12 protein-coding genes and 1 pseudogene are annotated in these 15,188 nt (G+C 50.2%); 8 read left to right on the forward strand and 5 right to left on the reverse strand.

The features are described from left to right. Positions 1-416 precede the first annotated feature (416 nt). Entirely contained in the window at positions 417-1,634 is a 1,218-nt protein-coding gene (locus ACYQ07_RS05705; protein ID WP_459878612.1) for an RNA-guided endonuclease InsQ/TnpB family protein, read from the reverse strand. Positions 1,635-2,347: 713 nt separating this feature from the next. Here ACYQ07_RS05705 and ACYQ07_RS05710 point away from each other — a divergent pair. The 5 genes from ACYQ07_RS05710 to ACYQ07_RS05730 are packed head-to-tail and all read left to right on the forward strand — an operon-like array spanning position 2,348 to position 7,733. Next, the gene (locus ACYQ07_RS05710) at positions 2,348-3,625 is read left to right on the forward strand and encodes a nucleotide sugar dehydrogenase (RefSeq protein ID WP_459878614.1); all 1,278 of its coding nucleotides are present in this window, start codon (positions 2,348-2,350) and stop codon (positions 3,623-3,625) included. Further along, complete coding sequence (locus ACYQ07_RS05715) at positions 3,626-4,687, forward strand: glycosyltransferase family 2 protein (protein ID WP_459878617.1); 1,062 nt, start codon at positions 3,626-3,628, stop codon at positions 4,685-4,687. Continuing rightward, complete coding sequence (locus ACYQ07_RS05720) at positions 4,680-5,477, forward strand: polysaccharide deacetylase family protein (protein ID WP_459878619.1); 798 nt, start codon at positions 4,680-4,682, stop codon at positions 5,475-5,477. Before ACYQ07_RS05715 ends, ACYQ07_RS05720 begins: the two co-directional genes overlap by 8 nt. A 3-nt stretch (positions 5,478-5,480) precedes the next feature. Further along, positions 5,481-6,677: a GNAT family N-acetyltransferase gene (locus ACYQ07_RS05725; protein ID WP_459878622.1), complete on the forward strand. Its 1,197-nt coding sequence runs from the start codon at positions 5,481-5,483 to the stop codon at positions 6,675-6,677. A gap of 9 nt (positions 6,678-6,686) precedes the next feature. Beyond that, on the forward strand, positions 6,687-7,733 hold the full coding sequence (locus tag ACYQ07_RS05730; RefSeq protein ID WP_459878624.1) for a DUF354 domain-containing protein: 1,047 nt from the start codon (positions 6,687-6,689) through the stop codon (positions 7,731-7,733). On the opposite strand, the gene ACYQ07_RS05735 is transcribed toward ACYQ07_RS05730, so the two are convergent. Beyond that, positions 7,730-8,917, reverse strand: coding sequence for an AGE family epimerase/isomerase (locus ACYQ07_RS05735; protein WP_459878626.1), 1,188 nt, complete (start codon positions 8,915-8,917; stop codon positions 7,730-7,732). The genes ACYQ07_RS05730 and ACYQ07_RS05735 overlap by 4 nt on opposite strands. Positions 8,918-9,100: 183 nt before the next feature. Here ACYQ07_RS05735 and ACYQ07_RS05740 point away from each other — a divergent pair, with 183 nt between their 5' ends. The 3 genes and pseudogenes from ACYQ07_RS05740 (at position 9,101) to ACYQ07_RS05750 (ending at position 12,630) form a co-directional block, all read left to right on the forward strand. Next, positions 9,101-10,183 (forward strand): glycosyltransferase, encoded by a 1,083-nt coding sequence (locus tag ACYQ07_RS05740; RefSeq protein WP_459878629.1) that lies wholly within the window; start codon positions 9,101-9,103, stop codon positions 10,181-10,183. 79 nt (positions 10,184-10,262) lie between these two features. Continuing rightward, positions 10,263-10,654 (forward strand): annotated as a pseudogene (locus ACYQ07_RS05745) (transposase domain-containing protein); the annotation flags it as partial. A 221-nt stretch (positions 10,655-10,875) separates the two neighbouring features. After that, positions 10,876-12,630: a hypothetical protein gene (locus tag ACYQ07_RS05750; RefSeq protein WP_459878632.1), complete on the forward strand. Its 1,755-nt coding sequence runs from the start codon at positions 10,876-10,878 to the stop codon at positions 12,628-12,630. A 10-nt stretch (positions 12,631-12,640) separates the two neighbouring features. Here ACYQ07_RS05750 and ACYQ07_RS05755 read toward each other — a convergent pair whose 3' ends face one another. The 3 genes from ACYQ07_RS05755 to ACYQ07_RS05765 form a co-directional block, all read right to left on the reverse strand. After that, entirely contained in the window at positions 12,641-13,570 is a 930-nt protein-coding gene (locus ACYQ07_RS05755) for a glycosyltransferase family 2 protein (protein ID WP_459878635.1), read from the reverse strand. Between the two features lie 281 nt (positions 13,571-13,851). Beyond that, complete coding sequence (locus ACYQ07_RS05760) at positions 13,852-14,607, reverse strand: ParB/RepB/Spo0J family partition protein (RefSeq protein ID WP_459878637.1); 756 nt, start codon at positions 14,605-14,607, stop codon at positions 13,852-13,854. A gap of 315 nt (positions 14,608-14,922) precedes the next feature. After that, complete coding sequence (locus ACYQ07_RS05765) at positions 14,923-15,126, reverse strand: hypothetical protein (RefSeq protein WP_459878640.1); 204 nt, start codon at positions 15,124-15,126, stop codon at positions 14,923-14,925. Positions 15,127-15,188 lie beyond the last annotated feature (62 nt).

Here is a 15,188-nt window from a genome sequence, read left to right on the forward strand (position 1 = left end):
GCTCCCGGTCACAGAGACGACTGTCCGTGCGTTCAGAACCCGTCCCGGTCGTGAGCTTCGGTGACTGGAATTCGCTTCTCCCCGGTGAATTGCCTCGGGTCCGCCCGGTATCTGCGCCGAGTGTACAGTTGGGGTTCGGTGTGCGGGCGCCGTCGATACGGCGGTGGCGCCTGACGAAGGCTGTCGCTTGGCTCAAACGACCGTGCTTCCATCGACCGTGAGCGAGATCGCTTGGACGCACGTCGCGTCTTGATACTGCCCGCGTGTTCCGGTCCACTGCTCGGTGTCGCGCCACCAGCCGGACTTCTCCTCGGCAGGCTCGTACCGGTAGCGTTGTTGAGTGTTGTCCTCGTGTTCGATATCGATCGTAAATTGCCTCGGGGTCAAGCCCCGAGGCTTTCGCGTGAACTCCCGTTCTATGCCTGAGTAGAGGCAGGGGGCACGTACTCCCCACTCACGTTCAACGCCCCGCGATTCAAGCGCACATCTACGGGTGCGCCTCCGTCGCCTGCGTTTTGCCTGCGGCGGAGATACTGCAAACCAATATTCTTGGCAGCGTTGTAGTCGGCGTGGTTCTCGTACCCACACTTCTGACAACCGAACGACTCTCCCGACCGATTATCGTCGTGGGTAAACCCACACGTCGAACACCGCTTCGACGTATTGCGCGGATCAACCTGTACGACCTCGATTCCTCGTTCTTCGGCCTTGTATTCGACGTATTCGTAGAGGCGTCGGAACGCCCAGACGTGTTGCCACGTCGCCTCCGGGATGTTCTCCCGAATGTGGGTCAAATCCTCGAACACGATGTGCGAACAGTCGTTCTCGGTGGCTTCCTCGATAAGTTCGTTCGCCACCGTGTGCAAGTGTATCTCAAACCGCCCGTACTCTTTCTGTCCGACAGACTCGATATTTTCGTGGGCGTGGCGAGAACCACACTGCTGAAGCGATCCACGACGTTTCTCGTATTCTCGACGCCAGTGATTGAACTCATCTGCCGACCAGAATCTCCCCGTCGAAGCAACCGCGAGGTTGTTCACGCCCAAATCCACACCAAGGACTGTTCTGTGCTTGGAATCGGATTCAGACGGTCTCTCGTCTGCTTCGATTTTCCGCATTGAAGCGTGGAGATACCAGTCACCGTCACGGAACTGTAAGTGACCCATCCGGAACTCGAAGCCCTCGTCGGAAACGTACTTGGTCGGCGGTGTCTCCGGGTCGTCGGGGAGGATGTAGTCACACTCGACGCGTCCATCCACGGTCGAAAGAGAAACGTGGTCACGGTGGAAGGTCGCACTTCGTTTGTCGTAGACTGCGCTGTCTGCTGAGAAGTGCGGTTGTGACGTTTTCTCGCCACGTTTGAGCCGTTCGACTCCACTTTTCACGGCTTCGACAGCTCTGCGAATCCCTTTCTGAACGAGGTTCGCGGTGAGGTCGGTTTCCTCACGGAGGTGGTCGTAGAGAGCGCATTCGGCTTTCGCTTTGGAAGTGACGTGGTAGCCGCCGTCACCGTGCCAGCACCATTCGCTCGCGGTATTGGCGCAGTGTTTGAATTGCTCGACAGTCTCTCGAAGGGATGCGTCGGCTCCTTCGGGAGTGTCGAGTTTAATGACGGCGGTTCGACGGAACTCCACTGTGTTTTCACATATATGCCCGGAGTTATTTATGTGCTCGGGGGTCAGAATATCATCGTAATGTGGTTCGAGTCATTGAGTGTCGGCTTCCTCCACGGGGTCAAGCCCCGTGGCATCCGCCTTGAAATTCTGTGAAGGGGGGCGACACACACTCATTGACCACCCGATCCGCAACGGAGTGAGCGAGCTGTATCCAAATCCGTCTATTTCTCAGTAAGATCAGGACATACCGCACACAGAGTCTGCCTGCTATTGGCTCTGAAACTGATTCAGAAGTCTAGAGCCGTAACTTCATCTAGCTTGATCTGAACTCGTGGTCTTTCGACTCCGATCTGAATCAGATGTTTCACCAGGCCAGGATGTGGTCGTGGGGAAGTCGATCGTTGCGCTCGTCTAGCCTTTCACCTTCCTCATCGTAAATTCGTGAAGGATATATCACCGTGGGAGGACGTGCTCCACGCCGGCATTGAGGATGGTAAAGAGCCATTACCAGTGAGTCGAATGACTCCCGGCAACAATCTGGATACACGACACGTTTATGTAGGCTAGTACGAATTAGTCTGTAAGCAACAATTTACCTTGCCAACAGATCCCGAGTGATGAAGATGGTACTTGGGGCAACCAGTTAGAAGCTGGCTACTTGTTGACAGGGAAGGAGATGTATGAGTAAGACAGGACCAGCCGAACGGGACAGTTCGAATCGTGATAGTGCAGTGAAACGTGTCTGCGTGGTGGGGCTGGGCTACGTCGGCCTCCCCCTCGCGGTGGGGTTCGACCGGGCGGGCCACGACGTGCGCGGGTACGACATCTCGCCGGCGACCGTCGGGCGCCTGGAGGCGGGCGAGGACCCCACGGGCGACGTGGGCGACGCGGCGGTCGCGGAGGCGAGCATCGAGTTCGACACGGACCCCGCGCTCGTCGAGGGCGCGGACGTCGTCGTGATCACGGTGCCGACGCCGGTCACCGACGAGAACGACCCGAACCTCGACTTCGTGGAGGCCGCCGGCGAGACCGTCGGCGAACACCTCTCGGAAGGGGCGACCGTCGTGCTCGAATCGACGGTGTTCCCGGGCGCGACCCGCGAGGTGCTGGCGCCAACGGTCGAGGAGGCGTCCGGCTTCCGGCTGGGCGAGGAGTTCACGGTGGGCTACTCGCCCGAGCGACTCGTGCCCGGTGATGAGGCACACAGTCTCGAGAACGTCGTGAAGATCGTGAGCGCGTCCGACGACGAGACGCTCGCGGAGCTCGCCGGCTTCTACGAGTCGATCGTGGACGCCGGCGTCCACGAGGCGCCCTCCCTGGAGGTGGCGGAGGCGGCCAAGTGCATCGAGAACGTCCAGCGGGACGTGAACATCGCGCTGATCAACGAGTTGAGCGTGGCGTGTGACCGGCTCGGCGTCGACTCGAACGCCGTGCTCGAGGCCGCGGGCACCAAGTGGAACTTCCACGACTACCGCCCCGGACTCGTCGGCGGTCACTGCATCCCCGTCGACCCCTTCTTCTTCATCTACCAGTCGAAGAAGAACGGGTTCGACCCGCAGCTGATCGAGACGGCCCGGGAGGTCAACGAGTACATGCCCAAACACGTCGCCAAGAAGACGATCAAGGGCCTGAACCAGGCCGGGAAGGTGCTCAAGGACAGCGACGTGCTCATCCTCGGGTTGACCTACAAGCCAAACGTGGAGGACATTCGGACGTCCGCCATCGACGGCACGATCGAACACCTCAAGGAGTACGACGTGACCGTCGTGGGCCACGACCCGCACGCGGACGACGACGCGCTCCGCGGGGAGTTCGAGATCGACGTGGCCTCGGGGCTGGCGTTCGAGGAGTACGACGCCGTCATCCTTGGTGCGGGCCACGACGAGTACGGCGAACTTGACGTTGACGCGTTGGCGGAGGACCTGGACGGCGACGGCGTGCTCGTCGACGCCGAGGGGATCTTCGAAAGTGACGTAAAGGACCTTGACCTCCACTACGATAGGATCTAGATGTACCGGGACCACACGGTCGGCGTCGTCATCCCATCCTACAACGAGGAGGGGTTCATCGGCGATGTGGTTCGCCAGATGCCCGACTACGTCGACCGCATGTTCGTCGTCGACGACTGCTCGACCGACGGCACGTGGGACGAGGTGATGGACGCCGCGCGCGAGGACCGCGAGGAGTTCGAGCCGGAGTCGGTCGCCGAGGAAGGGAAGGTGGCAGTCGCCGACGGCGGCGGGTCGCTGTCCGGTCGGGCCGTGCGCCACGACATGCTGGGGCGCGTCGTCCCGATCAAGCACGAGGAGAACCTCGGTGCTGGCGGGGCGATCAAGACCGGCTATCTGGCTGCGCGCGACGACGATATGGACGTGACGGCAACTGTGGATGGCGACGGCCAGATGGACCTGAGCCAGATGACGAAGTTGCTCGACCCCATCGTGGAGGGCGACGCCGACTACGCGAAAGGGAACAGACTGCTGTACAAGGAGTTCCGCTCGGACATGCCGAAGTTCCGCTTTCTGGGCAACTCCATCCTGACGTTTTTGACGAAGATCGCCAGCGGCTACTGGAAGACGATGGACCCGCAAAACGGGTACACCGCGATTTCCGGGTACGCCCTGGACAACGTGGGGGTTGAGGGGATGTACGAGTATTACGGTTATTGTAACGACCTGCTCGTGAAGTTGAATGCCAAAGGGATGCGGGTCGCGGACGTCGCTATGCCGGCGGTGTACGGCGACGAGGAGTCGAGTATCAAGTACTCGACGTACATCCGAAAGGTGAGTGGGATGTTGTTGAAGAACTTCCTGTGGCGGCTCAAAGTGAAGTACCTCGTACTGGACTTTCACCCACTGGCGCTGTTCTACGTGTTCGGTGCGGTGACGGCGACACTTGGGCTGTTAGGGGGTGGCTGGTCGTTATACGCGAAGTTCGCGCTCGGGGACTCGCTGTTCGTGCGGGCGTCGGCCAGTCTGCTGTTGTTCAGCGTCGGGAGCATGTTCATGATGTTCGCAATGTTGTTCGACATGCAGGTGAACGAAGACCGGGAGATTCAGATTCGTGAGTGAAAAGCAGTTTTGCCTGACGCTGGATCTTGAGAATGACTGGTACTTCGACGAACCCGGATACGATCACCTGACGCTGGAGTATCTCGACGAGTTCATTGAGCTGATTCAGGACATTGACGTTCCTCTGAGCATCTTCGTCGTGGGGAAGACGTTGGAGAAATATCCCGAGGAGATCGACCGGCTTGACGAGGAGTTGGATTGTGAGTTTCACCTTCACTCGTATCGGCACGATACGAGCAAATCGTATGATTTCAGAGAGGAGATCCAGCGTGGTAAGGACGTGTTTTACGAACATTTCGGCGCAAATCCTCGGGGATACCGTGCCCCCCAGTGGAACATCGAGGAAAGAGAACTGGCAATTCTAGACGAGGAAGGATTTGATTTTGATTCGAGTGTCATGCCATCCTATCGTCCTGGGGTCTACCAGAACTTGGGCGCCCCGACTACCCCATATCAAATCAATGGGCCCGGAAGCCTTCTGGAGATTCCTCCCGGTGTGATGTTGGGTACCCGTGTCCCGCAGGTCCACAGTTATTCAAAACTCGTCGGGAGAGCGTTTCAGGCAGGATTATCGGTTACACCATTACCAGATACCATTGTCTATACTGTACACCTCCAGGACCTCTATCGTACGGATTCGTTCGACAACTTGTCCACGCTCAAGCGTTCACTATACGATCGTAACATGTCTCACTCAGTGGAGTTGTTGAAACAAAATATCGAAATCCTTCGAGGACGAGGATATGTTTTCACTTCGATGAATTCGATACTCCAGCAACACGTGGGATGAATCATGAGTGAGCCGAGTGTACAGACTGGCCTTCCCGATGATGAACGAGTTCTAAATCTGTTGAACCAGGCTTTCGATGAGTGGGGGAGTCAGGATCTCTTTCACTGGAAGTATCACCGTTTTCCGGGCTTCGACCCGAAGGAACACTGTTACTACATCGAGGTAGATGGCGAGCTCGTCGGGTTTCGTCGGATATTCCACAAGGAGTTGACGATAGGGAGTCGTTCAGTTCCCTTGTACATACATGGAGACACAGCCGTAAAGGAATCTCATCGAGGTCGGGGGTATTATACGAAACTTCGCGAAGCCACGACCAAATACACCGATTCAAAGAATGGCGTAGTTTGTTCGTTCAACCGGGTTGGTAGCATCACCTACGATGCCCACATCAGACAGGGGTGGAATTTTCGAGCACTCCCACTACAAATGAACATCCTCGACTATTCGAATGTAATCGGCCAATATGCGGAGACGATCGTCGAATCTGGAACGCGCGTTCACGCGCTACTCAGTACTATCGATTCATACATAACACCGAGAACTACTGGTGGCGATCCTCTCGCCTTAACTGAGCAAACGATACAGGATCCAGTTGATGATCGATCAATTCCAATCTTAATCCCGGAATCTGTGTTGGATACGTGTGTCGAGGTTGCTTCGCAACGACCCCTCAGTAATAGGGCCCTGAAGGGTGTGTCACGTCCAATAAAGTCGCTTTCTTCGAGAAGATCTACCCCTGCTGACACGGGGTTTCAGGTTCAAACGTGTAGCCGATTGAATAACGATGACCTGAACGAGGTACAGAGCCTGTATGACTCCACACCAACTCGTTTTGAACGTAATTCGGAAATAATTGAGCACATCTGTCAGTACCCGGGAGCCGAGTTTGTTCTCGTGCGACGTCGGTCCCGACTCGTTGGCTTCGGTATCCTTGTTCCAAAAGTCCAGCAGTATACGACAGAGGGTAGAGTCCTAGAACTCGTTGCAGTGTCGGAAGAAGCGGGACACCGCGTGATTAGAGAACTTGAGTTACTTGGACAACAGTCCCAGTACGATCTCTTGTTAATGTCTTCCCGGCTTGACGTCCAGAACTGGATCGATATCGACAAACAGGTATTCATGTGGGAACCAGAATCCGTAATGAGTAATCGCAGAGACGAATTGTACAAGCCGGAAATTAGCCTGTGCGATGTCCTATAGAGGTTACGCATGTCACGAGTAATATTTAGTATCCAACACCCAGCCCACGTCCATCTGTTCCGTAATGCAATCAAGGAACTCCAGCAGGAGGGTAACGAAGTTCGGGTCTATGCACGGGAGAAGGAGATGACGGGCGAACTCCTAGATCTGTACAATATTGATCACGAGATGCTCGCTCCGGCGTTCGATTCGTTCTTGGGGCTACTTAAGGTAGAATTACAGTACGAGTATCAGCTGACTCGGAAGGCGTTCAAGTTCGATCCTGATGTAATGGTAGCGATGGGTGGTGTCGCGATATCGCGACCAGCGCTCATCTCTGGTAGTCGCTGTCTAGTTTTAACGGACACAGAACACGCGACGCTTCAGAACACGCTTGCGTTTCCTTTCGCCGACCGAATACTCACCCCGGAGTGCTATCAGGGCGACATCGGATCGAAGCAGGTCAGATATCCGGGGTATCATGAACTGGCATACCTCCATCCCAATCGGTTTGACCCAGATGAGACAATTCTAGAGGAGGCCGGTGTTAACCGCGAAGATACGTTGGTTTTACTCCGTCTCGTCTCTTGGAGCGCTGTACATGATGTTGGTGATAGTGGGATCGAAAACGTCGTTGATGTTGTAAATCGTCTCGAAGATACCGGGGCCAAGGTACTCATTACTTCCGAAGGTTCGCTTCCTGAAAGCCTTGAGAGGCGGCGCCTGAACGTCGCTCCGGACCGAATCCACCATCTCATGTACTATTCAGATCTTTTCATCGGGGAGAGTGCAACAATGGCGACCGAGAGTGCTGTACTCGGGACGCCATCCGTCTTCATCTCGTCAAGTCGGAGAGGGTACACAGACGAACTTGAGGAGAAGTTCGGTTTGGTGTTCAATTACTCTGGGCCCGATCGTCAGTCGAACGGCCTCAACCGCGCGATCTCTATTCTGGAGAACTACGATCAAACCGAGTGGATACAAAAGCGTGATCGTATACTAGATACTAAAACGGATACGACCGAAGTAATCATCGACCAAGTCAATTCATTGGCGATGCAGGGTTTATCAGATTAACTTATGCGAATTTCGAGGGCCCAGTCAGATAGCCTCGCGGCCTCGTACACTCTCGCCGTCAGCGTCTCTGGGTCAGGGTTATTCCGTGCCATCCGATTCTGTTTCGGGTCCCAGCAATGCTGGAACTGACGTGAAATCCACTGCTCTTGTTTCTCGGGACTATTCTTGCAGAACACGTCGAGAGCGTATGCCAACTCAATGCCGGAGACGTTGTATGGGTATCCATATTGACTGTCCTGAAGCGCTGTTTTGAATTCTTGGGTGGCGATTCGTTGGATTGCATCCTCGAATGATGAGTTATTCCACAACTTATGATCGGGATAAATATGTTTTAGGATGGCAAATCCGTACAAGTGAAACGAGTGATACCCGATTTTCTTTTCTTTCGCTTTGTCGCTTGGTAGGGGGAGTCGGGAGATAGGTGTGTACGTGGTTATGAGATCACGAAACCGTTGTGAGTCCGGAAACGGAACCGTCGTCGCTGCCAAGACGACCAGTAGCCGTGCCTGGTCGTCCGCGACTGCGACCCACGGGTATCTGGAGAGCGGCGGCTTGACGGGTAGTTCGAACAGCCCCGTCCCGTCCACGCCGGTGTTCGACGCGACGGTGTCCATGAACCGGTGAACGCGGGAGGCGACCTCTGGATCGACATCGCAGTACTCGGCGAGGAGGCCGCCTGCGGCGGCAAACCAGAGCTGGTGGTTCAGGGTCGAGTCGAAACAGAGGATGTCGCCATCGATCTCGACTCTTTTCCACAGCCCGAGCCGCTCGTCGAACGGGTGCAGCAGGAAAACCTCCTCGGCGACCTCCACCAGTTCGGGTATCTCGAGCACACGGCTCGCTTCGGCGATTGCCTCGATCGTCCACGCCGGACCGATGGTCCCGTTAACGTGATCCTTCGAGTCGGACTCGCGGTGGTGGAACGTGTAGCCGTGTGGTCTGGCCTTGTCTGTCAGGAGGTAGTCCGCGGCATGCTCGGCCGCGTCGCGGTATCGCTCGTATCCAGTGCGCTCGTACAGTCTGGCGAAGAGGAGTAGGTAGTGGGAAGTGTTTCGTACGGGCGTTTCTGGGTCGTCGTGGGGCCCGTTGTGACCCCCGGTTATCGAACCATCCTCGCACTGATCGTCAATCGTGCTATCGGCGACGTCGATGAGAATCGACTCGAGCGTTCGGCGTGTGGTCATGCTCGTTGGTGGCTATCGGTTCGGTCGGCGTGGCGCGGTGACATAGAAACGGGGTATGTAATTCAACGACGAATGAAGCAGGTGGCCGTAGAACAACCTTCGAAGTCAGCGGCGTGATACATCTTACGTCTGTAAACTGGACATCGGAATCGTCTTAAGGCTATTGTTCCTGTCACATCCCGTATGGAGGAGGAGACGCGACGACGGTCGGTGCTGGTTATCTGCGGGTTCATTGGCTACTCACGGAAGATCGAGACGCACGTGCAACCGATCGCGAACGCATCCGGCGAGACCCACGTCATCTGTATGGATCCGTACGACGACGTCGAGGGAATTACTTACTACCACGTCCCGATTATCGGGCACAAGATCATCAGCCAGATCATCATGCAGCTGGTGGCGCTCTATCTCACGATTACGAGAGACTACGACCTGATCGTCTCGTTCTCGCTGATCCCGTACGGCACGATTGCGTTCATCGCCAGTCGGATCTCGCGGACGCCCGCACAACACGGCATCATCGGCGGCGACCTGGACGTTCACGCCGAAGCCTGGTACGGGAAGTACGCTCTGGGGATCTTCAGACGGGTTGAATCGATCTCGGTCGCTGGCGAGGAGTACCGGGAGCGATTGATCGAGTACGGGATCGATCCCACCAAGATACACACCGTGCTGCACCCGGTTGGCAACCAGTTCTCCGAGAACGAGCCAAGCGAGAACCCGGAGTACGACATCCTCTGGCTCACGAGGCTGGCCTCTGAGAAGGATCCACTGCTGTTCGTGGAGGTGCTGGCCGAGCTCCGGGACCGGTCGATCGAGTTCTCGGCCGCGATCGTCGGCGAGGGGCCGCTGTACGACGACGTTGAACAGGAGTTAGAGCGCAGGGAGCTCGACGACACCGTCGACATGCCAGGCTGGACCGACAACCCGGAGGAGTACTACCGGGACACTCGGGTGTACGTGCTAACGTCGGAACGAGAGATGCTTCCCTTGACGCTCGTGGAGGCGATGTTCGTGGGTACGGCGTCGGTCGTTCCTCCGCTCGGCGCCATCCCAGACACCGTCGACGACGGAGAGAACGGCACCATCGTCGAGTCGCGAACCGTGGATTCATACGCTGACGCGATCCAGCGATTGCTCTTGGACGACGAGCTGCGCGAACGGATGGCGACGAACGCACCCGAGGTTGAGTCCACGCTCTCCTACGAAGCCGTCACTGAATCGTGGTGTGAAATCTTAGAAAATTTGGGGGACATAGACAGTTAGCTAAGATGAGTGTGTATAGAATTCAACTCAACACTCTTTGCGGTGTTAAGGAAGAGACGGTTGGTGGTTCGAATGTTCCATGTCCGAATCTAACCGCTTCAACGAGTCTACCGAGTGGATCGACTTTGGGCTTGTGGAGCGAGAACGGACACCCCGCGAGATCATTGAAAAGGAATTCGCCACCATCTCGCAGGACTATCATTCTCGAATTCAGTTTTTCTTGAGGAGTTGGGTGTCGATCGGAGTCGTGTCGCTGTCCACAACTGGGTTTAAAAAGCCAATCTACAGCCAGCCGATGGAGAGAGTCTGGATCACGTTGCGGTCGATCAAAAGGTAATCTGGATCAATGACGAGCAGTACTGGCGGTACGCTGCTGTCGACCCGGAAACAAACAGAATCCTCCACTCACAGCTGTTTCCGACGTATACGATTCCGATCGTACGAGAGTTTCTCACTGAACTGGCTGAGAAATGGTTGACACCCTTCAAGCCATTTGTGCATCACTTTATCACCAGACTATACCCTTTTTTGGTTTCTTGAGGGAATTATCCTGTGAGAGACAGAAGCAGCCGTTAAAACATAGTGACACAAGATGCCTTGCGACTACATCGTACAGTATAAGTCAAATGCCGTACTGTACATCCATATAGACGGACTGGTTTACTCATCCAAATAAAGCCTCAGCTAATTAAATGACTGTTAAATTACAATTCAATAATTTTTCACAACTAGCCAGATTATTACTTATTGTCTCGATAGGAATATTCACGATAGGTGTAGTTTTTGCTAGAAATTCTCCTGCATCAACTTATGAAATTTCTATATATTCAGCAACCCCAAGATTATTTTGGGCAGGTATATTATTTATATTTGTGTCTTGTTTATATTTACCTATCCATCACTCATCTTATATAAGAACCTCCGTGTTAGTTCTAATTACTGCGTTTTTATCAATATATTTATTGCCTTTAATAAGAGGTTATTACTTTGTTGGGGAGGGCGATGCTTTAAGTCACTTTGGCACAGTGAACAATATAATTGAAGGAACAATTGATCCATTAAATTTATTTTATCATAACTCACATATACTATCTGCGGTTATGTCCCTCATTTTAGACATGCCAGTTAGAAGAACACTACAACTGGTGCCAGTAGTTCTTGTATTCATATTTATAATCTCTATTCTGGTGTCTGTACGTTACGTTTATGCGACAAAACATACTTTTATAATCCCCCTTTTAATAGGAATGTCTATTTTACCACTAGGACAAACAGGCCTACAATATATTCCTAATTTATTATCGAGATTATACATTTCTTTTGCAATTCTAGTACTATTAATTTTAATAGTGGATACTAATTGGAGAAGCTATATACTCAATATGTTTGCTTCACTAGGGCTCCTTTTTATGCACCCACAAATATTTATGATATACGTTATTATATTAGGTACGGTATCTGTATCTATATTATACTCTCATTTTAATCCTAGATGGAGTATTAAAATTAATAATCCCCAGTACATACCATACATATTCTTTTCTGTTTTAATCCTGTTGTTTATATGGGTTGAGTCTAGAAGAAGCTTCATCGTTACAGCAGAAAGTTTTGTTCTAACGCTAATTGATCCTTCGCCAGCATCATCCAGTCAAACTCCGGCTACATCATTGATCGAGATCGGGGGCAGCCTTACTGAAGTATTCGCTAAGCTATTTTTACCAACTTTCTTGACGATTTTCATTAGTTCTGCTATAGTAATCTCAACAGTATATAGATTCCATATTAAAAACGTGAGGAAAAATCAAAATAACGAACTAGTAACCTGGCTATTAGCTATGTCTTGTGTGAGTTTATTTGTTGTATTTTTAGTCAGCCTAATTTCGGATACATATTATATTAGGCATTTGTATGCGTCAATTGTACCAGTTGCCATTTTGTCATCATATGGAATATGCCAAATATATGATTATATATCTAAACATCGAGTTAGCCATTTAGTCACTCTAGGATTTTTAATTATATTAGTATTAAGTACAATGTTGGCATTCCCGTCACCATACATATATCAGGCAAACAGTCACGTTCCGGAGTCACAGATTGAAGGTTATTCAACCTCTTTCGAACATCGTGATTCCTCCACAGATTTTGTAAGAGTCCGTTCAAATGTGTTCAGATATGTTCATGCAACAGAAGGGCGAAATGTTGACTATAGAGATTATACAGGTGCATATCGAGCAGGCGTCCCTGATCACTTTGCCGACCAACAATTAGATACATACTATGATGAACCAAAATACTTGGCCGTAACAGGAGCTGACCGTGTGAGAGATCCTATATTATATCGAGGGCTCAGATTTACACAAGACGATTTGGACTACTTAGATCAAAACCAAAGAATTCACAAAATAAATAACAACAACCAATTTGATTTGTATTATATCGAATAATATATTCTATCTAATTAGAATTTAATATTCTGTTAAATTGAAATGCTAGTTCATATGCCGGTTTTCCCAATATTGAAATCAATATAAATGGATAAATCTTTGGTTGCCAAGGGCACAATTTCAGAGCCTTTAGGCAATGCCCTCTAGCCATTTGATAATCTTCATTGTGTATATGATTTTTTGCTAAGCTCATCTCTTTATTTGATAATGCTTTATTTTTTAATATCTTTCCCTTTGAATATAATAAGTCTTCATGTACAGAGAGTATTCTCCCGTGAGAGTCGTAGTTATGAGTAAATTTTTTACTAGATATCCTATCTTCTCCATCTTTATTGTATCTGATAAGTGGCTCTTCAACCACACCAAAATCACAGTTCTGACAAAGTCGGATGTACCATTCTAGGTCTTGCGAACTAGATAAATGAATATCAGGAAGACCAGCTTGTTTGATAGCAGAATATTTAACCATGATCTGTGAGAAACCGCCAATTCTGTTACTCCCTAACAATAGTTCTTCTAATAGATCTGGTTTTTTTGGACTCTCCGGTATTTTTATAGTCCCGTCGGTATTCTCTCTTCCAACAGTTACAACCCCCAAATAATCGTTGTCTTCAAAATAATCTACCTGTCTTCTCACTTTCGACGGATACCATAAATCGTCATCATCTAAAAAGGTCATATATTTTCCACTTGCTTTAGAAATCCCAACAGATCTTGACCAATTTGCACCTCTGTTCTGGTTGTTTACTACCAATTCAACCGCATCAGAGTATTTGTCAAAAATGTTTTCAATGTTGTAATCAGAATTGTCATCAACTACTATTATTTCAATATTCGGATAGTCCTGTTGGATCACACTTTCAACTGCACTTTTTAATTGCTCTCTTCTATTATATGTGGTTATTATAGCCGACACAAGAGGGAATGAGTGAACGGTCACAGTATATAACTAGTATACCGTCTTCTAAAGAGTTTCTAGTCAAATACTAAGTAACCATCAGATCTGAAGAGTTATATCAGTCTTAACCGGATGAAAGCCTGCTAAGTCACAGAGTATGGCGTATGAGCGAATATCGACAAGACTAATACTCCAGACTCCAAGTTGATCCGGTTGTACACTTTGTAAAACGGGCGTTGTTTGCATAGACATCTAATCCTCATCCCGCCTCTTCCTTAACTCAACACTACAGCTACTTCCAGCACAATATTTATTACGGATTTTTATATCATATTATTTTTCATCATTTTATTTAGATCGAAATTAGTTCCCTTCCATTGAGGATGTACGGCTACCACTCGAACGGGGATCTTATTCAATTCAAGAGCTTTTGCGATAGCCAAGCGATGATGACCACCAACTAATATATATTCCCCATTTCTACCGATCCCAATAGCTACATCTGTTTTAGAATTTCTAAACTCTCTCGATAATAATATATTTTTTATACTAGAGTTATGTACTTCAACTGACGGCTTAAAACCGCTCTTTTTTATTTGGTGGTATAGGCTATCGAGATCGTCTAGCCTTTCACATAAATCGTTGATATCCGAACATCCCCAACATCTATTTCCCATCTCTAATTTTGATTTGGCTTGATTATATATTTTTGTATCTTCCCACTCGATATTATATTTAAAATGTTTATAAGTCCCTATATAACCATCTGATTTGTCTAGGCTTGTAGCTTTTATATCCCAATCGCCATCCTTAATATTCCCCATATCTGTCCATTTATGTATAGTACCAGTTTTTCTCCTCAGATTCACGTTACAAGGATCAACATATATGATTTCAAATGGGTTGAATACTTCTGATGGACGTATTAAACTTCTCACTTTATAGACCATATAATAATAATATCCACGAAAATCAAGATCATACTCATCAATAAAATCAATTACATTGTTTTTCAACATTGATACTCCGTTTGAGAGGTAGCTTTTCTCAGATGTTTTCTTTTGCTGGGGCAAGCTCATCCTGTGTAAGTAATCTTACTCAGTAGAAACAAAATACATCTTGTGTCTTAGTTCCAGTCTATTCACATAAGGAGATTCTATGCCGATGATATAGAAATCTTCTTATTGTCGGAAAATAAATGTTAAGGTTAAAACATCATTATGGAAGACTACATAGGGCTTTCACCCAGCAGCCTACTGATCTGCAGAAACTATGAGGAGAACGATGGTAGAAGAACCTAGCTCGGTATTTGAGGAGTCCGAATCGGGTTTCAACAAGAGTTCGTTCCCCTACTTTTCAAGGCGTAACTCACAGAGTTCAAGTTCGTTAAGCGCCTAGCTGTACCAAGGCCTGAGATCCACGAGAACAAAAGGATCACCACGACACCGTTTCGGCACGTGCTTGATAAATAGCAGTTCCTCGAGGTGAGATTGTCCGGGAGAGACTTCGGTGAGGTCTACTCCGAAGGTTTCCACATCGGCTACCGCCCAGACGTTAACCTCGATATCTTCGGTCGTCAGATTGGTCTCGTCAATCATTAGCGGCGAGTAATAGTTGGCTCCGACTGGAACAAGTGAACCAGTCGAGATACCACTAGCGC

The sequence above is a fragment of the Halorubrum gandharaense genome, from assembly GCF_054654575.1.

Bases quoted from the DNA above. Each gene is read 5' to 3' on its own strand.
- ACYQ07_RS05715 (WP_459878617.1), top strand. From the start codon at position 3,626: ATGTACCGGGACCACACGGTCGGCGTCGTCATCCCATCCTACAACGAG.
- ACYQ07_RS05730 (WP_459878624.1), top strand. From the start codon at position 6,687: ATGTCACGAGTAATATTTAGTATCCAACACCCAGCCCACGTCCATCTG.
- ACYQ07_RS05740 (WP_459878629.1), top strand. From the start codon at position 9,101: ATGGAGGAGGAGACGCGACGACGGTCGGTGCTGGTTATCTGCGGGTTC.
- ACYQ07_RS05725 (WP_459878622.1), top strand. From the start codon at position 5,481: ATGAGTGAGCCGAGTGTACAGACTGGCCTTCCCGATGATGAACGAGTT.
- ACYQ07_RS05760 (WP_459878637.1), bottom strand. From the start codon at position 14,607: ATGAGCTTGCCCCAGCAAAAGAAAACATCTGAGAAAAGCTACCTCTCA.
- ACYQ07_RS05750 (WP_459878632.1), top strand. From the start codon at position 10,876: ATGACTGTTAAATTACAATTCAATAATTTTTCACAACTAGCCAGATTA.
- ACYQ07_RS05735 (WP_459878626.1), bottom strand. From the start codon at position 8,917: ATGACCACACGCCGAACGCTCGAGTCGATTCTCATCGACGTCGCCGAT.
- ACYQ07_RS05765 (WP_459878640.1), bottom strand. From the start codon at position 15,126: ATGATTGACGAGACCAATCTGACGACCGAAGATATCGAGGTTAACGTC.